Genomic DNA, 21,560 nt, shown 5'->3' with positions numbered 1-21,560 from the left:
TGGCTGCATGCCTGCTCGCACCGCGCTTTCCCCCGGAGTGTTGTCCCCGACGCTGCCGGTGCCCAACCGCATCCCGCGTCCGGAGTACGTCGGTAAGGCGACCGCCAAGGAGGGCACCGAGCCGTGGGTGCAGACGCCGGAAGTCATCGAGAAGATGCGCGTCGCGGGCCGGATCGCGGCCGGCGCGCTCGCCGAGGCGGGTAAGGCGGTCGCGCCCGGGGTGACGACCGACGAGCTGGACCGCATCGCGCACGAGTACATGGTCGACAACGGCGCCTACCCATCGACTCTGGGCTACAAGGGATTCCCGAAGTCGTGCTGCACGTCGCTCAACGAGGTCATCTGCCACGGCATCCCCGACTCGACCGTGATCGCCGACGGCGACATCGTCAACATCGATGTCACCGCCTACATCGACGGTGTGCACGGCGACACCAACGCGACGTTCCTGGCCGGCGACGTCTCCGAGGAGCACCGGCTGCTCGTCGAGCGCACCAAGGAGGCGACGATGCGGGCGATCAACGCCGTCAAGCCGGGGCGCGCGCTGTCGGTTGTCGGCCGTGTCATCGAGGCCTACGCAAATCGGTTCGGGTACAACGTGGTTCGCGACTTCACCGGGCATGGCATCGGCACCACGTTTCACAACGGCCTGGTGGTGCTGCACTACGACCAACCCTCGATCACGACGGAAATCCAGCAGGGCATGACGTTCACGATCGAACCGATGATCAACCTCGGCGGCCTGGACTACGAGATCTGGGACGACGGCTGGACGGTGGTCACCAAGGACCGCAAGTGGACCGCGCAGTTCGAGCACACTCTGCTGGTCACCGACACCGGCGCCGAAATCCTGACCCAGGTGTAAGGACCCGTTGAACGGCGCGCTGCTCGTCGCGGGCACCAGCTCCGACGCCGGGAAATCCGTGGTGGTCGCGGGCCTGTGCCGGCTGCTGGCGGGCAAGGGCATCCGGGTCGCGCCGTTCAAGGCGCAGAACATGTCCAACAACTCGGTCGTCACCGTCGAGGGCGGCGAGATCGGCCGGGCTCAGGCGATCCAGGCGCAGGCGGCGGGGCTGGAGCCCAGCGTGCGGTTCAACCCGATCCTGCTCAAACCGGGCGGCGACCGCACGTCGCAGCTGGTGATCCGCGGGCAGGTGGCCGAATCCGTCAGCGCGGCCGGCTACATCGAGCATCGCGACCGGCTCGCCGGCATCGTGCTCGACGAATTGTCCTGCCTGCACGACGAATTCGACGCGGTGATCTGCGAGGGCGCCGGTTCGCCGGCCGAAATTAACCTGCGCACAACGGATTTGGCCAACATGGGCCTGGCCAGGGCCGCGAACCTGCCGGTGATCCTGGTCGGCGACATCGACCGCGGCGGGTTGCTGGCCCATCTGTTCGGCACGGTCGCCGTGCTCGAACCGGACGACCAGGCGCTGATCGCCGGGTTCGTGGTCAACAAATTCGGCGGCGACCCGGCGCTGCTGGAACCCGGGCTGCGGCAGCTGCTGGCCCTGACCGGCCGCCCGACCTACGGGGTGCTGCCCTACACCGACGAGCTCTGGCTCGACGCCGAGGACTCGCTGTCGGTGGTCGCCCATCGCGTCGTCGGCACGCCGGCGCCGCCCCACGGCGGCCAGTGGCTGCGGGTGGCCGCGGTCCGGCTGCCTCGGATCTCCAACTCCACCGACGTCGAGGCGCTGGCGTGCGAGCCCGGCGTGCTGGTGCGCTGGGTCACCGACCCGGCCGACCTGGCGGACACCGACCTGATCGTGCTGCCGGGCAGCAAGGCCACCGTCGCGGACCTAACCTGGCTGCACGATCGGGGACTGGCCGCCGCGATCACCCGCCACGCCGGGGCCGGCAAGCCGGTGCTGGGCATCTGCGGCGGCCTGCAGATGCTGTGCCGGTGCATCGAGGACGCGGTGGAGTCCGGTGCCGGGGAGGTCGCCGGGCTGGGGCTGCTGGACGCCGACGTCGCGTTCGCCCCGACCAAGACGCTGCGCCGCTGGCAACGGCCGCTGACCGGATACGAGATTCATCACGGGCGGCTGTCCCGGTGCGCCGAGGACGCGTGGTTCGCGCAAGACGGCGAACCGCAGGGCATCGTGCGCGGCGCGGTCTTCGGCACGCACTGGCACGGCCTGCTCGACAACGACGACTTCCGGCGCGCGTGGCTTACCCGCGTCGCCGACGCGGCCGGCCGCGGCGGATTCGCGGTCTGCCCCGACACCGACGTCACCGCACGCCGCGACGCCCAACTGGATCTGATCGCCGGGCTGCTGGCATCGCATCTCGACGTCGATGCCGTCCTCAGCCTGCTCGACGGCCCCCCGCCGAGACGACCGCACATCGCAAGCGCATTGCGGCCGTAGCGCCGTACAAGCCTCGCGCATACCGGCCGATTCCCTGTAGCGTGCGGGAGTGCCCTCGATGATGACCACACTCGACGGGTTTCCCGTTCCTGTTGGCGTAGCCGGTCCCGACAAGGGCGTCGTCGTCGTCATACTCGGCGACGCACAGCGGGCGCCCGCCGCGTATGACGCCGTGTGCGAGCGCCTGCACACCGCTTCGCTGCGCACGGTCGTCGTCGGCCTCGATCCTCGGCTGACGCCCAAGTCGGTGGTCGGCATCCTCGACGCGCTGGGCATCGGGTGGGCCGTGGTGGTCGGCGACCGCGCCGGTGCCGACCTGGCTTGGGAACTCGCGGCGACCAAGTTGGGCCGGTTCACCGGTCTGGTCGTCATCGACCGTGGGCATCCGCGGGTGCCCGACCCCAGCGGAGTCATTCGCGACGAACACTGCCCGCCGGTGGAGATCGGCACCACCGTTCTGGTCAGCTCCCCTGGCGGGCGGTCGGTGGCCCGCAACAGCCAGCGCTTCGTGTACGCCGAATACCGCACCGTGGATCTGCTCGGGCGGCGCAACGCGCAGGAGTCGACCGCGCAGTTGGCCGCCGAGATCGTGTTGCGCGCCAGCACCTGGTAGCCGGTCCGGACTCGCGCATGTTGTCCTTGGCCGCGCTGGACCAACTGGTCGGGATCGATGAGGTGGACACCGTCATCGTGGCCTTCACCGACATGCAGGGCCGGCTCGTCGGCAAGCGGATCTCGGCCCGGCTCTTTCTCGACGAGGTCGCCGCCCACGGCGCCGAGTGCTGCAGCTACCTGCTGGCCGTCGACGTCGAAATGAACACCGTGCCCGGTTACGCGATGTCGAGCTGGGACACCGGTTACGGCGACATGGTGATGATGCCCGACCTGACCACACTGCGGCTGGTGCCCTGGCTGCCCGCCACGGCGCTGGTCCTCGCGGACCTGTGTTGGGCAGACGGCGGCGCGGTCGCCGCCTCGCCGCGCGCCGTGCTGCGCCGTCAGCTGGACCGGCTGGGAAAGCGCGGACTGGCCGCGGACGTCGCGACCGAGCTGGAGTTCATCGTGTTCGACCAGTCGTATCGCGAGGCCTGGGCCGGCGGCTACCGCGGGCTGACCCCGGCCAGCGATTACAACATCGACTACTCGATATTGGCCTCATCGCGGATGGAGCCGCTGCTGCACGACATTCGGTCGGGCATGCAGGGGGCGGGCCTGCGGTTCGAGGCCGTCAAAGGCGAATGCAACAAGGGACAGCAGGAGATCGGCTTCCGCTACGACGAGGCGCTGGTGACCTGCGACAACCACGCCGTCTACAAGAACGGCGCCAAGGAAATCGCCGACCAGCATTCCCAGAGCCTGACGTTCATGGCGAAATACGATGAGCGCGAAGGCAATAGCTGTCACATCCACCTCTCGTTGCGAGCCGACGACGGCCCTGAAAAAGGTAAAGCGGTGTTCGCCGACGAATCCGGGCCGCACGGCATGTCGTCGACGTTTCGCAGTTTCGTCGCCGGCCAGTTGGCCACGCTGCGCGAACTCACCCTGTTCTTCGCCCCGAACATCAATTCCTACAAGCGATTTGCCGACGGCAGTTTCGCGCCCACCGCGCTGGCGTGGGGGCTGGACAACCGCACCTGCGCGCTGCGGGTCGTCGGGCACGGCCGCAACATCCGGGTCGAATGCCGGGTCGCGGGCGGCGACGTCAACCAATACCTCGCGGTGGCGGCGCTGATAGCCGGTGGGCTGTCCGGCATCGAGCGAGGGCTGGAGCTTCCCGATCCGTGCGCGGGCAACGCCTACGAGGACCAGGCCCTGCACCGGCTGCCCGTGACGCTGGCCGAGGCCGCCGCGTTGTTCGAGGCCTCGGCGCTGGCGCGCGAGGCGTTCGGCGACGAAGTGGTGACGCACTACCTCAACAACGCCCGCGTGGAGGTGGCGGCGTTCAACGCGGCGGTCACCGACTGGGAGAGGGTGCGCGGTTTTGAACGCCTCTAAGCGACCCGCCTCCAGGCGACCGGTGGTGGGCCTGACCACCTACCTGGAGCGGGTGCAGGCGGGAATCTGGGACGTTCCGGCCGGCTATCTGCCCGCGGACTACTTTCAGGGCGTCATCGATGCGGGAGGCGTCGCGGTGTTGCTGCCGCCGCAGCCGGCCGACGGCGACGCCGTGAGCGCGGCGCTGGACAGCCTGGACGCCTTGGTGATCACCGGGGGCTACGATCTCGACCCCGCCGCCTACGGCCAGCCGCCGCATCCGACCACCGACCCGCCGCGCAGCGTGCGCGACGCTTGGGAGCTCGCGCTGTTGCGGGGCGCGCTGGACCGACGGCTCCCGGTGCTGGGCATCTGCCGCGGCGCGCAGGTGCTCAACGTCGCGTTCGGCGGCACGCTGCACCAGCACCTGCCCGACGTGCTCGGCCATTCCCGGCATCGGGCCGGCAACGCCGTGTTCACCACGCTGCCGGTGCGGACCGTGCCGGGGACTCGGCTGGCCGCGCTGATGGGGGAGTCCACCGACGCGTCGTGTTATCACCATCAAGCCATCGACAAGGTGGGTGATCCCCTGGTGGTCAGCGCGTGGGACGCCGACGGTGTCGTCGAGGGGTTGGAGTTGCCCGGCGATCACTTCGTCCTCGCGGTGCAGTGGCATCCGGAGCAGACCCTGGGCGACCTGCGGCTGTTCAAGGCGGTCGTCGACGCCGCGCGGTCCTACGCGGACGGCCGATGACGCAACTGATCAACCCCGCCACCGAGGAAGTGCTGCGCTCGGTGCAGCACGCCGATGCGGCTGCGGTCGACGACGCGGTGGGCCGGGCGCGGGGGGCCCAGCGGCGGTGGGCGCGGCTGTCGCCGGCGGAACGGGCGGCCGGCCTGCGCGCCTTCGCCGCGGCGGTCGACGCCCATCTCGACGAGCTGGCCGCGCTCGAGGTCGCCAATTCCGGTCACCCCATCGCGTCGGCCGAATGGGAAGCCGCCCATGTCCGCGACGTGTTGACGTACTATGCCGCCAGCCCGGAGCGGTTGTCCGGCAAGCAGATTCCCGTGGCCGGAGGGCTCGACGTCACCTTCAACGAACCGCTGGGCGTCGTCGGGGTGATCACGCCGTGGAACTTCCCGATGATGATCGCGTCCTGGGGCATCGCGCCGGCGTTGGCCGCGGGCAACGCCGTTCTGGTCAAACCCGCGGAGTGGACGCCGCTGACGACGATCCGGCTCGGTGAGCTGGCGGTGGAGGCCGGGTTGGACGAAGACCTGCTGCAGGTGCTGCCGGGAAAGGGCGCGGTGGTCGGGGAGCGGTTCGTCACTCATCCCGACATTCGCAAGATCGTGTTCACCGGGTCCACCGAGGTCGGCAAAAGAGTGATGGCCGCCGCGGCCGCCCACGTCAAGCGGGTGACGCTGGAACTCGGTGGGAAAAGCGCGAACATTGTCTTCGCCGACTGCGACCTGGAGCGCGCCGCGGCGACCGCGCCGGCCGGGGTGTTCGACAACGCCGGCCAGGACTGCTGTGCCCGCAGCCGAATCCTGGTGCAGCGCAGCATTTATGACCGGTTCATGGAGCTGCTCGAGCCCGCCGTGCAAGGCGTGGTGGTCGGGGACCCGACCTCCCGCGACACCGAGATGGGCCCGCTGGTGTCGGCGGCGCACCGCGACAAGGTCGCCTCCTATGTCCCCGACGACGCCCCCGTCGCTTTTCGTGGCAGCGCGCCCACTGGGCGCGGATTCTGGTTTCCGCCAACGGTTCTGACCCCGCGGCGCACCGACCGCAGCGTCACCGACGAGATCTTCGGCCCGGTCGTCACCGTGCAGGCTTTCGACGACGAGCACGACGCCATCGCGCTGGCCAACGACACGGCATACGGCCTGTCGGGATCGATCTGGACCGACGACCTGTCCCGCGCGCTGCGCGTGTCGCGCGCGGTCGAATCCGGCAACCTGTCGGTGAATTCGCACTCGTCGGTGCGGTACAACACCCCGTTCGGCGGATTCAAGCAGTCGGGGCTGGGGCGCGAGCTCGGCCCGGACGCGCCGCTGCACTTCACCGAAACCAAAAACGTATTCATCGCGATCAAGGAGGAGAGCTGATGGACCTGACCCGACGGCTGGCGGGCCGGGTCGCAGTCATCACGGGCGGTGGCGGCGGGATCGGCCTGGCCGCGGCGCGCCGGATGCACGCCGAGGGCGCGACCATCGTCGTGGGCGACGTCGACCGCGACGCCGGCGCCGCTGCCGCCGAGGAGGTTTCGGGTTTGTTTGTGGCCGTTGACGTTTCCGACGAGGACGACGTCAACGCGCTGTTCGACACCGCGGCGGCGACCTACGGCTCGGTCGACATCGCGTTCAACAACGCGGGCATCTCGCCGCCCGAGGACGACCTGATCGAGAACACCGAGCTGCCGGCGTGGCAACGAGTCCAAGACGTCAACCTCAAATCGGTGTACCTGTGCTGCCGGGCGGCGTTGCGCCACATGGTGCCCGCGGGCAGCGGTTCGATCATCAACACCGCGTCGTTCGTCGCGGTGCTGGGCTCGGCGACTTCGCAGATCTCCTATACCGCCTCCAAGGGCGGGGTGCTGGCGATGTCGCGGGAGCTGGGCGTGCAATTCGCCCGGCAGGGCATCCGCGTCAACGCGCTGTGCCCGGGACCGGTCAACACCCCGCTGCTGGCCGAGCTTTTCGCCAAGGATCCCGACCGCGCCGCGCGCCGGCTGGTGCACGTGCCGCTGGGCCGCTTCGCCGAACCCGACGAAATCGCTTCCGCGGTAGCGTTTTTGGCCAGTGACGACGCGTCGTTCATCACCGCGTCGACGTTCTTGGTCGACGGCGGCATCAGCTCGGCCTACGTCACGCCGCTCTAGGCGGGGTCGATGAGCTCGTTGAAATCGGCCACGGAACCAATGCCCTCGACATAGCCGAAGGAGCCTTGCTCCAGCACCTCACGCGCGGCTCGAACGACGGCGCTCAGTCCGGCGCGGCAAAACGAGGTGCCGATGCTCACCCTGCGCACCCCGAAGTCCTTGAGCTGGGCCAGGGTGAATCGGGTCGACCCGAAGCCGGCCACGTAGTTCAACGGTTTCGTGACGCTGCTGCACGCCGCGCGGAGCGCCGATTCGTCGGGCAGGCCCGGCGCGTACAACACGTCGGCGCCGGCGGCCTCGAATGCCCGCAGCCTCGACAGAGTGTCGTCGAGGTCGGGACGGCCCCGGATGAAGTTCTCCGAACGAGCGGTCAACGTAAAGGGATAGGGCAGCGCGCGGGCGGCCTCCGCGGCGGCCTGTATTCGTTCGATCGCCAGTTCTCGGGGGAAGATGGGCTCGTCAGGGTCGTATGTCGCGTCTTCGATGGACGCCCCGGCCAGGCCGATCTCTCCCGCCAGCCGGACCGTCTCCGCCACCGTCTCGGGCGATTCCCCGAAGCCGTTCTCCAGATCCGCGGTCACGGGCAGGGGTGTCGCATCGACGATCGTGCGCACGTGCTCGAGCGTCTCGTCCCGGCTGACCGCGCCGTCGCCGTCGCGCCGTCCCAACGAGAACGCGAGGCCGGCACTGGTCGTCGCCAGCGCGTGGAATCCGAGGTTGGCGAACAATCGAGCGGTGCCGATGTCCCAGGGATTCGGGAGCACGAGCACCTCGTCGCCGGTGTGCAGTTGTCGGAATCGTTTGCCGCGCTCGGTGCTATCCATTCCTACGGTCTAGCACTGGCCACCGACAGCTAGTCGGTTGTGAAGGTGATCAGCGGAATCGCCGTTTCGGCCTGTGTTGGGCCGCCGTGAAAACCGATGAGGCGTGCCGTTTCCAGCGGCTCGTGCCCGGTGGCCAGCACCGCGGTATTGCCGGTGCAGACGACGACGACGTCGCCGATTCGCGGCAGGTGCGCCGGGTTGACCGGGCCGAACATCCCCGTCGCCACCGCCTCCTCGCGGCTGTACACCTGGGCCCAGCTATCCAGCACTTCGCACCAGGCGGACCGCACGTCGTCCGCCGCGCCCGGCTCGGTGTGCAGGTAGCGCACCCGCGGCTCGCCGGCGACAACCCGCACCCCCTCGCCCAGCCGCGGATCGGTGTCGAGGTCGACACGCGCTTCCGGCGGGACGTTGAGGCCGCCGTGGTCGGCGGTCACCAGCAGCGCCGCGTCGGGGGGCAGCGTCTCGACCAGGCGGGTCAGCAGCGCGTCGACACGCACGGCCGCCTCGTGCCATTGGGGCGAGCCGATGCCGAACACGTGGGCCGCCGTGTCCAGGTCGGCGGTGTAGCCGTAGACCAGCCCGGGCGCCGCCGCCAGTTCGTCGCCCAGCCGCCCGGCGCAGTCGTCGGACGGCTGTGTCGGCCGGAAATCGGCGCCGCCGTACGCGGCGTCGGTCAGGCCGCTGCCCAGGAACGGCGCCGGCAGCACCGCGCGGGCGCTGACGCCGGATCGTCGCAGCCGCTCGAACCAGGTCGGCAGCGGCTGCCATTCGGTGTGCGGCGGGTCGTCGCGCCAGCGGATGTGGTTGAGCACCCGATCCGTGCCCGGGACGTTGAGTGTGAAGCCCAGGATGCCGTGTTCGCCCGGCTGCGCGCCGGTGCCGAGCGATACCAGGCTGCTCGGCGTGGTCGACGGGAAGGTGCACGCGAGCTCGCTCAGCCGTCCGGCGCCGCCGGCGACTACCGAGGCGAGCAGCGGTGCACTGCGGGCCAAGTCGGGTAGCAGGTGCCATCCCATCCCGTCCACCAGCAGGAGCGCCACGCGATCGACGGGGCCGACGGATTCGGCGAGACCCAACCGGTCGATCCCCTCTGGCACCCCGAGCACTGCGGCCGCGGCGGGCATGACGTCGCAGATCGAACCGGGCACGTTTACACCCATTTCTCTATGCCCACTTCTCTTCGAGGCGGCCGTAGCGCCAGACGAGCACGGCGCCGACCCAGGTGAGCACGAACATGCCGACGACGACGAAGCCGACGGTGTTGAGGTCGAGGCTGCCCAGCCATTCCCAGAACGGGCCCCGCCAGCCCAGCTGGCCCGCGAACAGGCCGAGCAGTTCGATGCTGCCGATCAGCAGCGCGACAGCGACCGACAGCCCGGTGACGGTGATGTTGTAGTAGATCTTGCGCGCCGGTCGCGAAAAGGCCCAGCCGTAGGCGAAGTTCATGAACGAGCCGTCGAGGGTGTCCAGCAGGCACATGCCGGCGGTGAACAACACTGGCAGGCACAGGATGGCATACCAGGGCAGTCCGGCGGCCGCGCTGGTGCCCGCCAGCACCAGCAGTGCGATCTCGGTGGCGGTGTCGAACCCGAGGCCGAACAACAATCCGACCGGGTACATGTGCGAGGACTTCGTGATGGACTTGGTGAAGCGGCCCAGCAGCCGGTTGAGCAGCCCGCGGTTCTGCAAATGCCGTTCCAGTTCCGCTTCGATCTTCTGTGGGCCGCTTTCGGGGCCGTAGTCCCCGCGGCGCAACCGCGCGAACACCCGCACGATGCCGACCAGCACGACGACGTTGAGTATCGCGATCAGATACAGGAATACGCCCGAGACGCCTGTGCCGATCAGCCCGGTGTAGTGGTGCAGCGCCGAGGAATCATCCTCGACCGGCCCCGCGACGGCCTGCACGCCGGTCGCCAACAGCAGCGCCAGCACGAACACCACCGTGGAGTGGCCCAGCGAGAAGAAGAATCCAACGGCAAGGGGGCGGCGTCCGTCGCTCATCAGCTTGCGGGTGGTGTTGTCGATCGCGGCAATGTGGTCGGCGTCGAAGGCGTGCCGCATGCCAAGGGTGTAGGCCGTAATCCCGACACCCATGCCGAATGCGTTGCCAAACGCTTTGCCGCCCACGCTGAGTCGCGCCGGATCAACGACGAACACCAGGGTGGCCCAGCCCACCAGATGCAGGGCGACGATCACCGCGAGCATCGATCCCAATCGCCACCACTCCGCGGGTGACAGGGCGCGGCGCACACTAGACCAGCGCGACATGTCGTCCTTCCGGCTCAGCACAGACCCAGTAGCGCGTTTTCGACCACCTCCGGCAGCGCGGGATGAATCCAGTACTGGCCGCGGGCCATTTCGGCGGCGGTGAGCCCGAAGCTCATCGCCTGGATCAGCGGCTGGATGATCGACGACGCCTGGTGGCCCATGATGTGCGCGCCCACGAGGCATCCGCTGTTGCGCTCGGCGACGAGTTTGACGATTCCCGTCGTGTCCTCCATCGCCCAGCCGTAGGCGACGTCGCTGTAGTTCTGCACCACGACCGACACGTCGAATCCGCGTGCGACCGCCTGGTTTTCGGTCAATCCAACGGATGCCAGCTGGGGGTCGGTGAACACCGCCGACGGCACGTAGCGGTGATCGGTGACGGCCATCGACTCGGTGTCGTCCCAGTCGCACAACAGGTTGCGCTGCACGACGCGGGCCTCGTGGTTGGCGACATGCTTGAGCTGATACGGCGACGAGACGTCGCCGAGAGCGAAAACCCCACGCGCGGAGGTCCGCTGGTATTCGTCGACCACCACCCGGCCGTTCTCGACGTCGACACCGGCCTGGCCGGCGTCCAGCAGATCGGCGTTGGACAACCGGCCGGTCGCCACCAGCAGCACGCCCGCGTTCAACCTGGAGCCGTCGTCGAGTTCCAGCTCAACTCCAGAACCTGGGCCGGAGCCGCGGTCGAAGGCGGCGACGACGTTGCGGTGCGTGCGCAGTTCCCATTTGCTCGAGGCGATGCGGGTGAATCTTTCGCACAGGGTGTCGTCGAGATGGCGCAGCATGGTGCCGCCCCGGATCACCAGCGTCACCCGCACACCGAGCGCGGAGAAGACGTGCGCGAATTCGGCTGCCACAAAGCCACTTCCGACGATCACGATGTGCTCGGGCAACTCAGGGATCCGCATCACGGTGTCGCTGGTGTGGTACCCGACGCCGGACGCGAGGATTGCGGGCGGCACGACGGGCCGCGAGCCCGCCGCGATCACCACCTGATCGGCGGCGAATTCCTCGCCAGCGTCCGTCCGCAACAGATAACGCCCGTCGGGCAGCACCGGGCCGAACCGGGTGTGCTGGTGGTACACGTCGACGTTGGGTGCGCTGCGGCGATAGTCCTCGCCGCTCATCGCGATCGGATCGATCCGTCCGAAGACGCGCGAGACGATGTCGTCCCAGCGCACCCGGTCGATGTGGGCGTCGATGCCGTAGCGCGCCGCGCCGCGGATCTCGTCGGCCACCCCGGCGGCGTAGACAAACATCTTCGTCGGGATGCACCCGACGTTCAGACACGTGCCACCGAAGGTGCCCTGCTCGCAGATCGCCGCGCGCTTGTTCGCATAGCGCTCATCGAGAATGCTGTTGCCCGAACCGGTTCCGATGATCGCGATGTCGTAAGTCTCCACGCTGTCATCCCTTTCCGGAAGACGCCTGCGCGCCGGTGTTTAAGTCGAGGTAGCGATCCAGCCACAGGTCCAATTGCCGGTAGGCGACTTGGCGCGGCTCCGGCAGCGACAAGAAGACGTCGTGTTTGGCGTCGGTCACCGGAACGATGGTGGTGCGGTTGCCGATGCAGCCCGCCCATCGCGCGATCTGGGTGACGTCGAGGACCGCGTCGCCGCGCTGCATTGCCGCCGCATCGTTGCCTTCGCGCACGCTGTGATCGGAGCGCAGGATCAGATTGGGCACACCGACGTCGAGCCCGCGATGCAGCCGCGCCTGGCCGCGGCGGACCGCGTGTAGCCATCCCAGGGTGATCGGGAAGCCGCCCAACGGTTTCCACGCCAGGTTGTAGTCGAACTCGCCGGCGTAGTCGCGGTGCAGGGTGGTGCCGTAGCCGCCTTCGGTGGGGGAACGGATCACGCCCTTGGCGCGCACTCGCGACAGGCCGGCTATCGCCGCGGAGGTGACGAACAACCGCAGGATCGCCGGGCCGTGCAGGTCCAGGAACGGGCTATTGAGAACCAGGCCGTGCACCAGGCCGCCGATGCCGGCGTGCGCCGCCGCGCCGCGCCGGCGCATCCGGTCCAGCCATAGCGGCAGGATGAGCCCGCCCAGCGAGTGCCCGTACACCAAGACCTTCGCCCGCTGATGCCGCTCGTTGATGACGGCCAGCGCCTGTTCGAGTTCGGCGTCGTAGGCGGCCAGGTCGGTGATGAAGTGCGGCGTCTGGCCCTCGCGATGCGAACGGCCGCACTTCTGCAGATCCAGCGCGTAGAACGCGAAACCCCGCTCGGCGAAGTGATCGGCCAGTTCGGTGTGGAAGAAGTAGTCGGTGTAGCCATGCACCGCGAGCACCGCGTGGTCGGCCCGGCCGGCCTGTGCCTCGGGGCCGCGCCGGATCAGGGTTGCGGCGATATCGCCCTCGCCGGCGGGATCGCGTCCCAGCGGGAGCGTGCGCTGCCAATACCCGGGCAGGACATCGGCCACCCAGCCAGTCACCCCGCCAGTCACGAGGCCAGCTTAAAGGTTTTGCTGGTGACGGGCGGGCCGCACGCGTCAGCGCCCGGATGGCGCCCGGGATAGCCTGGGACGGTGTCAGGCCTAGCCAGTATCGCGCGCACCGACGTCGCGCTGGTAGGCGCGGGGATCATGAGCGCCACGCTGGGTGCGTTGCTGCGGCGGCTGGAACCGGACTGGTCCATCACCTTGATCGAGCGGCTGGACGCCGTCGCCGCCGAAAGCAGTAGCCCGTGGAACAACGCGGGCACCGGTCATGCCGGGCTGTGCGAAATGAACTACACGCCACAGCGCGCCGACGGCTCCGTCGACATCACCAAAGCGGTGGCCGTCAACGAGCAATTCCAGGTGACCCGCCAGTTCTGGGCGTATGCCGTCGACAACGGCATGCTGGGCGACCCCGGCTTCGTCAACGTCGTCCCGCACGTGAGCTTCGTCCACGGCGCCGAGGGCGTGGACTACCTGCGCCGGCGTCAGCGGGCGCTGGCCGACAATCCGCTGTTCGCCGGCACGGAATTGATCACCGACGCGGCTGAGTTCGCCCGCCGGCTGCCGTTCATGGCCGCCAAGCGCGACTTCGCCGAGCCGATCGCGCTCAACTGGGCCGCCGCCGGCACCGACGTCGACTTCGGTGCGCTGGCGCGGCAGCTCATCGGCTTTTGCGTGCGGGGCGGCGCCACCGCCCTGTTCGGTCACGAGGTCCGCGACCTGCGCCGCCAATCCGACGGCAGCTGGACGCTGCTGGTTCGCAATCGCCGCACAGGCGAAAAACGCCGCTGCAAGGCCAAATTCGTGTTCGTCGGCGCCGGGGGCGACGCCCTGCCGCTGCTGCAGAAGTCGGGCATCAAGGAGGTGAAGGGCTTCGCCGGATTCCCCATCGGGGGCCGGTTCCTGCGCGCCGGCAACCCGACGCTCACCGCCGCGCACCAGGCCAAGGTGTACGGCGTTCCCGCGCCGGGGGCCCCGCCGCTGGGGGCGCTGCATCTGGACCTGCGGTTCGTCAACGGCAAGCCGTGGCTGGTGTTCGGGCCCTATGCCGGCTGGTCGCCGAAGTTCCTGAAGCACGGCCACTTCTCCGACCTGCCGCGGTCGATCAAGCCCGACAACGTGTTGTCGATGCTCGGTGTCGGCGTCACCCAACTGACGCTGATCAACTATCTGATCGGCCAGCTGCGGCTCTCCGGACCGGATCGGGTGCGCGCGCTGCGCGAATTCGCCCCCGGTGCCGTGGATTCGGACTGGGAGCTGACGACGGCGGGCCAGCGCGTGCAGGTGATCCGCCGCGACAGCCGCAGGGGCGGGGTGCTCGAGTTCGTCACCACCGTGCTGAGCGACGCCGACGGCACCATCGCGGGGCTGCTCGGGGGTTCGCCGGGCGCGTCCACGGCCGTGCCGGCCATGCTCGATGTGCTGTCGCGCTGCTTCGCCGGCCGGTACCGGTCGTGGCTGCCGACGCTGAAAGAGATGGTGCCGTCACTGGGGGTGGAGCTGTCCCGTGAGCCGGCGTTGTACGACGAGGTGTGGTCGTGGGGAACCAAGGTACTGCAGTTAGATTCCAGGGGGCGATCATGACGATGGCGCTGCGCCGTAGTTGGGCCAAAGACCTTGACGCTGCGACTCTTTACGAGTTGCTCAAGCTGCGGGTGGAGGTGTTCGTCGTCGAGCAGGCGATCCCGTATCCGGAGCTGGATGGGCGTGACCTGCTCGCCGAGACCCGGCACTTCTGGCTGGAGACACCCGACGGCGAGGTGATCTGTACGCTGCGGCTGATGGAGGAGCACGCCGGCGGCGAGAAGGCATTCCGGCTCGGCCGGCTGTGCACCAAGCGCGCGGCGCGGGGCCAGGGCCACACCACCCGGCTGCTGGCCGCCGCGCTGGCCGAGGTGGGTGACTACCCGTGCCGGATCAACGCGCAGACCTATCTCGCGGACATGTATGCCCAGCACGGATTCGTCTGCGACGGTGACGATTTCGTCGACGACGGGGTGCCGCACGTGCCGATGCTGCGGCCCGGCTGGCGTCCGGTGGCCCAGACATGAACTCAGGCATGAAGCCCTATCCGTTCAGTGCGATTGTCGGGCACGATCAGCTTCGGCTCGCGCTGTTGTTGTGCGCCGTGCGGCCAGAGATCGGCGGGGCGCTGATCCGCGGCGAGAAGGGCACCGCGAAGTCGACCGCGGTGCGCGGCCTTGCCGCGCTGCTGTCGGCCGCAACCGGGAGCGGCGATGCCGGCTCGGGGGCCGGACTGGTCGAAATGCCGCTCGGCGCAACGGAGGACCGGGTCATCGGTTCGCTTGATCTGCAGCGCGTGCTGCGCGACGGTGAGCACGCGTTCTCGCCGGGACTGCTGGCCCGCGCGCACGGTGGAGTGCTCTACGTCGACGAGGTCAACCTGCTGCACGATCACCTGGTCGACGTGCTGCTCGACGCCGCCGCGATGGGGCGGGTGCACATCGAACGCGACGGCATCTCCCATTCGCACGAGGCCCGTTTCGTGCTGATCGGCACGATGAATCCCGAGGAGGGCGAACTGCGTCCGCAACTGCTGGACCGGTTCGGTCTGACCGTCGACGTGCACGCCTCGCGTGACGTCGACGTGCGGGCGCAGGTCATCCGGCGGCGGATGGCGTATGAGGCCGACCCGGACGCGTTCGCCGGGCGCTATGCCGAGGCCGACGCGGAGCTGGCGCGCCGGATCGCTTCCGCGCGTGCGCTCGTCGACGACGTGGTGTTGCCGGACAACGAATTACGGCGCATCGCGGCGCTGTGCGCGGCATTCGACGTCGACGGCATGCGGGCCGACCTGGTGGTGGCCCGCACCGCCGCCGCGCACGCCGCCTGGCGCGGCGCCAACACCGTCGAGGAGCAGGACATCCGGGTGGCGGCCGAACTGGCGCTGCCGCATCGGCGCCGCCGCGACCCCTTCGACGATCCGGGCATCGACCGCGACCAGTTGGACCAGGCCCTGGCGCAGGCCGGCCGCGACCCGGAACCCGACCCCGAGCCCGATCCGCCCGGTGGCGGTCAGTCGGCCAATGACCCTGAACCGCAATCTAATTCGCATGCTAGATCGCAACCACCCAAGCCCAGTGCGCCACCGGCGCAGACCTTCCGTACCCGGGCGCTGCGGGTGCCGGGCATCGGCGAGGGCGCACCGGGCCGACGGTCGCGGGCCCGCAACGTCTCCGGCAGGGTGGTGGCGGCCGCCGATGTTGACGACGCCGGTCCCGCGGCGCACGGACTGCACCTGTTCGCCACCCTGCTATCGGCGGCCGAGCGCGGGGGCGCGGGCCCGCTGCGACCGGGGCCGGACGACGTGCGCCGGGCGATCCGCGAGGGCCGCGAAGGCAATCTGGTGATCTTCGTTGTCGACGCGTCCGGTTCGATGGCCGCCCGCGACCGGATGGCCGCGGTCAGCGGCGCCACCCTGTCGCTGCTGCGCGACGCGTATCAGCGCCGCGACAAGGTCGCGGTGATCACCTTCCGCGGCCAGGGCGCGCGGCTGTTGCTGCCGCCGACGTCGTCGGCGCACATCGCGGGCCGGCGACTCGCCCGGTTCGACACCGGCGGCAGGACACCGCTGGCCGAGGGGCTGGTGGCCGCGCGCGAGCTGATCGTCCGGGAAAGGGCGCGCGACCGCGCGCGCCGTCCGCTGGTGGTGGTGCTCACCGACGGCCGGGCCAACGCCGGGCCGGACCCGTTGGGCCGCAGCCGAACCGCGGCGGCGCGGTTGGTCGCCGAAGGCACCGCCGCGGTGGTCGTGGACTGCGAGACATCGTATGTGCGGCTGGGCTTGGCCGGGCAGCTCGCCGGCCGGCTGGGTGCGCCGGTCGTAAGGCTGGAGCAGTTGCACGCCGACCACCTGACGCGGGCCGTGCGCAACGTCGCGTGAGAGTCGCCTGAAAGGGATAACCGTTTATGCCACAAGGCCGTCCGCTGCAGGTCCCCGACGATGGCCTGACCACCCGGTCGCGGCGCAACGCGCCGATATTGGCCGTCCACACCGGCGACGGCAAGGGCAAGTCGACGGCGGCATTCGGAATGGCGTTGCGGGCGTGGAACGCCGGGCTCGACGTCGCGGTGTTCCAGTTCGTCAAGAGCGCCAAGTGGAAGGTGGGCGAGGAGGCGGCATTCCGTCAGCTCGGGCAGCTGCACGAGCAGCACGGCGCCGGGGGCGCCGTCGAATGGCACAAGATGGGCACGGGCTGGTCCTGGTCGCGTAAGGCGGGCGGCGAATCCGACCACGCCGCAGCGGCCGCCGACGGCTGGGCCGAGATTTCGCGCCGGCTGGCCGCGCAGCGCCACGACTTCTATGTGCTCGACGAATTCACCTATCCGCTGAAGTGGGGCTGGGTTGACGTGGACCAGGTCGTGGAGGTCCTGGTGGCCCGGCCCGGCCAGCAGCATGTCGTGATCACCGGGCGCGATGCCCCGCAGCGACTGGTCGAGGCCGCCGACCTGGTCACCGAGATGGGCAAGGTCAAACACCCGATGGACGCCGGGCGCAAGGGCCAAAAGGGCATCGAATGGTGAGTCCCGTTCCCGCCGTCGTCGTCGCTGCGCCCGCGTCGGGCAGCGGAAAGACCACGGTCGCAACGGGTTTGATGGGGGCGCTGCGCCGGGCGGGCCACAACGTCGCGCCGTTCAAGGTGGGCCCCGACTTCATCGACCCCGGCTACCACACGCTGGCCGCGGGGCGGCCCGGGCGCAACCTGGACCCGGTGCTGGTGGGCGAGCGGCTCATCGGTCCGCTCTACGCCCACGGCACCGCCGGTGCGCGCATCGCGGTGATCGAGGGGGTGATGGGACTCTTCGACGGGCGGATCGGGCCGGCCGCGACCACCCCGGCCGCGGGCTCCACCGCCCACGTCGCTGGTCTGCTGGGCGCGCCGGTGATCCTGGTGGTCGACGCGCGCGGCCAGAGCCACAGCATTGCCGCTCTGCTGCACGGCTTTTCAACCTTCGATTCCGCGACCCGCATCGCCGGTGTGATCCTCAACCGCGTCGGGTCGGCCCGACACGAGCAGGTGCTGCGGCAGGCATGCGGGCACGCCGGCGTCGATGTGCTCGGGGCCATTCCGCGCGCCGCCGAATTGGAGCTGCCCACAAGGTATTTGGGGCTCGTCACCGCCGTCGAGTACGGGCGGCGCGCCCGGCAGGCGGTGGACGCGATGACCGACTTGATCGCGCGCCATGTCGATCTGGGCGCCGTGGTCGCGGCCGCGGCCGCGCGTGTCGCCGACGCGCCGTGGGATCCCGCGGCGGCCGTGGGCGCGACTCCGCGAGGCGAGGCTGTCGTGGCAATGGCATCGGGCAAGGCGTTCAGCTTCGGCTACGCCGAACACGCCGAGCTGCTGCGCGCCGCCGGAGCCACCGTCGTCGAGTTCGACCCGCTGGTCGATCCGTTGCCTCACGGCACCGACGCGGTGCTACTGCCGGGCGGCTTCCCCGAGCAATTCACCGCCGAGCTCTCGGCCAACGACGTGGTCCGCCGGCAGATCAACGAGCTCGCCGCCACCGGCGCCCCGGTGCACGCCGAATGCGCCGGGCTGATCTATCTGGCCGACGAACTCGACGGGTATCCCATGTGCGGGGTGCTTGCCGGCTCGGCGCGGTTCACTCCGCGGCTGACGTTGGCGTATCGCGACGCGGTGGCCGTCGCGGATTCGTCGCTGTATTCCACCGGAGAGCGAGTCGTCGGGCACGAATTCCACCGAACCGCAGTCACATTCACCGGTAGTTACCAACCGGCGTGGGTGTATCGCGGTGACAGCGGGGACCATGACAACGCGCCGGTGCGCGACGGCGTGGTACACGCCGGGGTGCATGCGTCGTATCTGCACACCCACCCGGCCGCGACGCCGGACGCGGTGACGCGTTTCGTCGCGCACGCCGCCGGGCGCAACCACCACCCCACTAGGCTTGGCGGGTGACCGAGAGCGCCTATCTGGTCGGATTGCGGCTGGCCGGTAAGAAGGTCGTTGTGGTCGGCGGGGGAACCGTCGCGCAGCGCCGCTTACCCCTGCTCATCGCGACCGGCGCCAACGTCCACGTCATCTCCCGCACCGTCACCCGCGCCGTCGAGGCGATGAGCGGAATCACCTTGTCGTTGCGCGAATACCGCGACGGGGACCTCGCCGGCGCCTGGTATGCCATCGCCGCCACCGACGACGCGCAGGTGAACGCCGCGGTGGTCGACGAGGCCGATCGGCGCCAGATCTTTTGCGTCCGCGCCGACATCGCGATCGAGGGGACCGCGGTGACCCCGGCGACCTTCAGCTACGCGGGGTTGTCGGTCGGGGTGCTGGCCGGCGGCGAGCACCGCCGGTCGGCGGCGATCCGGTCGGCCATCCGCGAGGCGTTGCAGACCGGGGTGATCATCCCGGAAACCGCCGAAGAGAGCTCCGACGTGGTGCGCGGCGGGGTGGCGCTGATCGGTGGCGGTCCCGGCGACCCGGAACTGATCACCGTCCGTGGCCGCCGCCTGCTCGCCCAGGCCGACGTGGTGGTCGCCGACCGATTGGCGCCGCCCGAACTGCTCGCCGAGCTACCACCGCACGTGGAAGTCATTGACGCCGCGAAGATTCCGTACGGCCGGGCCATGGCGCAGGACGCGATCAACGAGGTCATGATCGACCGAGCCCGGGCCGGCAACTTCGTGGTGCGCCTCAAGGGCGGCGACCCCTTTGTGTTTGCGCGCGGCTACGAAGAAGTGTTGGCGTGCGCCGACGCCGGGATTCCCGTCACGGTGGTGCCGGGTGTGACAAGTGCCATAGCGGTTCCCGCATTGGCCGGCGTTCCCGTCACCCATCGGGCGGTAAATCACGAGTTCGTGGTGGTCAGCGGCCACCTGCCGCCCGGTCACCCCGAATCGTTAGTGAATTGGGATGCATTGGCAGCAATGTCTGGCACGATCGTTTTGCTGATGGCCGTCGAACGTATCGAGCTTTTCGTCGACGCCCTGCTGCAAGGGGGGCGACCTGCGGAGACGCCGGTGCTGGTAGTACAACATGGAACGACGGCCGCTCAGCAGACGTTGCGGTCGACTCTCGTCGACACGCCAGAGAAGATTCGCGCCGACGGGATTCGACCTCCCGCGATCATCGTCATCGGCCCGGTGGCGGCGTTCGGCGTTTAAACAAATCTTAAGATTACTGTAAGGTAACCCGATATGACGGCTCTCAACGACAGTGAGCGCGCGGTCCACAATTGGACGGCCGCGCGCCCCGATCGTCCAGCCCCGATGCGCGCCACGCGTCCGGCGGAGACCGCCCCCACACGTATGAGCAGGTATTACCCCGCATGGCTGCCCTCTCGCCGTTTCATCGCAGCGGTTATCGCGATCGGTGGGATGCAGCTGTTGGCGACCATGGACAGCACCGTCGCCATCGTCGCGCTTCCTAAGATTCAAAACGAGCTCAGCCTGTCCGATGCCGGCCGTAGCTGGGTGATCACCGCTTACGTGCTCACCTTCGGCGGGCTGATGCTGCTCGGCGGGCGCCTCGGCGACACCATCGGGCGAAAGCGCACCTTCATCGTCGGCGTCACCCTGTTCACCATCTCCTCGGTGCTGTGCGCCGTGGCATGGGACGAGGCGACGATGGTCATCGCCCGGCTGCTGCAGGGCATCGGTTCGGCCATCGCATCGCCGACCGGTCTGGCGTTGGTCGCGACCACCTTCCCCAAGGGGCCGGCGCGCAACGCCGCGACGGCCGTGTTCGCCGCGATGACCGCGATCGGATCCGTGATGGGTCTGGTGGTCGGCGGGGCGCTGACCGAGGTGTCATGGCGGCTGGCGTTCATCGTGAACGTGCCGATCGGGCTGGTGATGATCTACCTGGCCCGCACCGCGCTGCGGGAAACCAACCGGGAGCGGATGAAGCTCGACGCCACCGGGGCGATGCTGGCCACTCTGGCGTGCACCGCCGCCGTTTATGCCTTCTCGATGGGTCCGGAAAAGGGCTGGGTCTCACCCACCACCATCGGCTCGGGCGTGGTGGCTTTGGCGGCCGCTATTGCCTTCGCCATCGTGGAGCGCACCGCAGACAACCCCGTCGTGCCGTTCGACTTGTTCCGTGACCGCAACCGGCTGGTCACCTTCGTCGCGATCTTCCTGGCCGGCGGGCTCATGTTCAGCCTGACCGTGTCCATCGGTCTGTATGTGCAGGACATCCTGGGCTACAGCGCGCTGCGCGCGGGCGTCGGCTTCATTCCGTTCGTCATCGCGATGGGCATCGGCCTGGGCGTGTCTTCGCAGCTGGTGTCGCGGTTTTCGCCCCGTGTGCTGACGATCGGCGGCGGGGTGCTGCTGTTCTGGGCGATGATCTACGGCTGGGCGTTCATGAACCGCGGCGTGCCCTACTTCCCCAACCTGGTGCTGCCCGTCGTCGTGGGCGGAATCGGCATCGGCATGGCCGTCGTGCCGCTGACGCTGTCGGCGATCGCCGGCGTCGGATTCGACCGGATCGGCCCCGTGTCGGCGATCGCGCTGATGCTGCAGAGCCTGGGCGGACCGCTGGTGCTGGCCGTCATCCAGGCCGTGATCACCTCGCGCACGCTGTACCTGGGCGGCACCACCGGCCCGGTGAAGTTCATGAACGACGCCCAGCTGCACGCGCTCGACCACGGCTACACGTACGGGCTGCTCTGGGTCGCCGGGGTGGCCGTCATCGTCGGCGGTGCGGCGCTGTTCATCGGCTACACCCCGGAGCAGGTCGCGCACGCCCAGGAAGTCAAGGACGCGATCGACGCCGGGGAGCTCTGACACC

The 21,560-nt window shown here is 69.2% G+C and carries 19 protein-coding genes; 14 read left to right on the top strand and 5 right to left on the bottom strand.

The window, feature by feature from the left end:
• Nucleotides 1-7 precede the first annotated feature (7 nt).
• The 7 genes from map to A5745_RS02770 are packed head-to-tail and all read left to right on the top strand — an operon-like array spanning nucleotide 8 to nucleotide 7,234.
• Nucleotides 8-865: a type I methionyl aminopeptidase gene (gene map, locus A5745_RS02800; protein ID WP_076063546.1), complete on the top strand. Its 858-nt coding sequence runs from the start codon at nucleotides 8-10 to the stop codon at nucleotides 863-865.
• Between the two features lie 7 nt (nucleotides 866-872).
• Nucleotides 873-2,375, top strand: coding sequence for a cobyric acid synthase (locus A5745_RS02795; protein WP_076115029.1), 1,503 nt, complete (start codon nucleotides 873-875; stop codon nucleotides 2,373-2,375).
• A gap of 58 nt (nucleotides 2,376-2,433) precedes the next feature.
• The gene (locus tag A5745_RS02790) at nucleotides 2,434-2,988 is read left to right on the top strand and encodes an alpha/beta hydrolase (protein ID WP_076063550.1); all 555 of its coding nucleotides are present in this window, start codon (nucleotides 2,434-2,436) and stop codon (nucleotides 2,986-2,988) included.
• 17 nt (nucleotides 2,989-3,005) lie between these two features.
• On the top strand, nucleotides 3,006-4,370 hold the full coding sequence (locus A5745_RS02785) for a glutamine synthetase family protein (RefSeq protein WP_076115028.1): 1,365 nt from the start codon (nucleotides 3,006-3,008) through the stop codon (nucleotides 4,368-4,370).
• A 22-nt stretch (nucleotides 4,371-4,392) separates the two neighbouring features.
• A complete protein-coding gene (locus tag A5745_RS02780) occupies nucleotides 4,393-5,103 on the top strand; it encodes a gamma-glutamyl-gamma-aminobutyrate hydrolase family protein (protein WP_170874540.1) in 711 nt (236 codons plus the stop codon).
• Nucleotides 5,100-6,461 carry an aldehyde dehydrogenase gene (locus tag A5745_RS02775; protein WP_076115027.1) on the top strand — a complete coding sequence of 454 codons (1,362 nt, stop codon included), beginning with the start codon at nucleotides 5,100-5,102 and terminating at the stop codon, nucleotides 6,459-6,461. Before A5745_RS02780 ends, A5745_RS02775 begins: the two co-directional genes overlap by 4 nt.
• A complete protein-coding gene (locus A5745_RS02770; RefSeq protein WP_175879756.1) occupies nucleotides 6,458-7,234 on the top strand; it encodes a 3-oxoacyl-ACP reductase in 777 nt (258 codons plus the stop codon). The genes A5745_RS02775 and A5745_RS02770 overlap by 4 nt, the downstream gene beginning before the upstream one ends.
• Here the strand turns inward: A5745_RS02770 and A5745_RS02765 are convergent.
• The 5 genes from A5745_RS02765 to A5745_RS02745 are packed head-to-tail and all read right to left on the bottom strand — an operon-like array spanning nucleotide 7,231 to nucleotide 12,774.
• Nucleotides 7,231-8,058 carry an oxaloacetate decarboxylase gene (locus tag A5745_RS02765; protein ID WP_076115025.1) on the bottom strand — a complete coding sequence of 276 codons (828 nt, stop codon included), beginning with the start codon at nucleotides 8,056-8,058 and terminating at the stop codon, nucleotides 7,231-7,233. The genes A5745_RS02770 and A5745_RS02765 overlap by 4 nt on opposite strands.
• Before the next feature lie 29 nt (nucleotides 8,059-8,087).
• Nucleotides 8,088-9,209 carry an alkaline phosphatase family protein gene (locus tag A5745_RS02760; protein WP_076115057.1) on the bottom strand — a complete coding sequence of 374 codons (1,122 nt, stop codon included), beginning with the start codon at nucleotides 9,207-9,209 and terminating at the stop codon, nucleotides 8,088-8,090.
• A gap of 16 nt (nucleotides 9,210-9,225) precedes the next feature.
• Complete coding sequence (locus tag A5745_RS02755; protein ID WP_076115056.1) at nucleotides 9,226-10,332, bottom strand: HoxN/HupN/NixA family nickel/cobalt transporter; 1,107 nt, start codon at nucleotides 10,330-10,332, stop codon at nucleotides 9,226-9,228.
• A 14-nt stretch (nucleotides 10,333-10,346) separates the two neighbouring features.
• Complete coding sequence (gene mtr, locus A5745_RS02750; RefSeq protein ID WP_076115024.1) at nucleotides 10,347-11,738, bottom strand: mycothione reductase; 1,392 nt, start codon at nucleotides 11,736-11,738, stop codon at nucleotides 10,347-10,349.
• A gap of 4 nt (nucleotides 11,739-11,742) precedes the next feature.
• The gene (locus A5745_RS02745) at nucleotides 11,743-12,774 is read right to left on the bottom strand and encodes an alpha/beta hydrolase (RefSeq protein WP_076063559.1); all 1,032 of its coding nucleotides are present in this window, start codon (nucleotides 12,772-12,774) and stop codon (nucleotides 11,743-11,745) included.
• A gap of 93 nt (nucleotides 12,775-12,867) precedes the next feature.
• Here A5745_RS02745 and mqo point away from each other — a divergent pair, with 93 nt between their 5' ends.
• Genes mqo through A5745_RS02710 form a run of 7 tightly spaced genes read left to right on the top strand, consistent with a single transcriptional unit; the run spans nucleotide 12,868 to nucleotide 21,556 of the window.
• Nucleotides 12,868-14,364, top strand: a complete 1,497-nt coding sequence (mqo, locus tag A5745_RS02740; RefSeq protein ID WP_076115023.1) for a malate dehydrogenase (quinone) — start codon at nucleotides 12,868-12,870, stop codon at nucleotides 14,362-14,364.
• Nucleotides 14,361-14,831 carry a GNAT family N-acetyltransferase gene (locus A5745_RS02735; RefSeq protein WP_076115022.1) on the top strand — a complete coding sequence of 157 codons (471 nt, stop codon included), beginning with the start codon at nucleotides 14,361-14,363 and terminating at the stop codon, nucleotides 14,829-14,831. Before mqo ends, A5745_RS02735 begins: the two co-directional genes overlap by 4 nt.
• 8 nt (nucleotides 14,832-14,839) lie before the next feature.
• Complete coding sequence (locus A5745_RS02730; RefSeq protein ID WP_076115021.1) at nucleotides 14,840-16,684, top strand: magnesium chelatase subunit D family protein; 1,845 nt, start codon at nucleotides 14,840-14,842, stop codon at nucleotides 16,682-16,684.
• A 26-nt stretch (nucleotides 16,685-16,710) separates the two neighbouring features.
• On the top strand, nucleotides 16,711-17,325 hold the full coding sequence (gene cobO, locus A5745_RS02725) for a cob(I)yrinic acid a,c-diamide adenosyltransferase (protein WP_076115020.1): 615 nt from the start codon (nucleotides 16,711-16,713) through the stop codon (nucleotides 17,323-17,325).
• Nucleotides 17,319-18,725: a cobyrinate a,c-diamide synthase gene (locus tag A5745_RS02720; protein WP_076115019.1), complete on the top strand. Its 1,407-nt coding sequence runs from the start codon at nucleotides 17,319-17,321 to the stop codon at nucleotides 18,723-18,725. Before cobO ends, A5745_RS02720 begins: the two co-directional genes overlap by 7 nt.
• Nucleotides 18,722-19,930, top strand: coding sequence for a uroporphyrinogen-III C-methyltransferase (gene cobA / locus A5745_RS02715; protein WP_076063570.1), 1,209 nt, complete (start codon nucleotides 18,722-18,724; stop codon nucleotides 19,928-19,930). The genes A5745_RS02720 and cobA overlap by 4 nt, the downstream gene beginning before the upstream one ends.
• Before the next feature lie 33 nt (nucleotides 19,931-19,963).
• Nucleotides 19,964-21,556, top strand: a complete 1,593-nt coding sequence (locus tag A5745_RS02710; protein ID WP_076115018.1) for an MFS transporter — start codon at nucleotides 19,964-19,966, stop codon at nucleotides 21,554-21,556.
• Nucleotides 21,557-21,560: the final 4 nt, after the last annotated feature.

This window comes from Mycobacterium sp. IS-2888 (assembly GCF_001954215.1).
Classification (GTDB): domain Bacteria; phylum Actinomycetota; class Actinomycetes; order Mycobacteriales; family Mycobacteriaceae; genus Mycobacterium.
The sequence above is the reverse complement of the archived record's forward strand: the minus strand, read 5'-3'. Positions and strand labels throughout refer to the sequence as shown.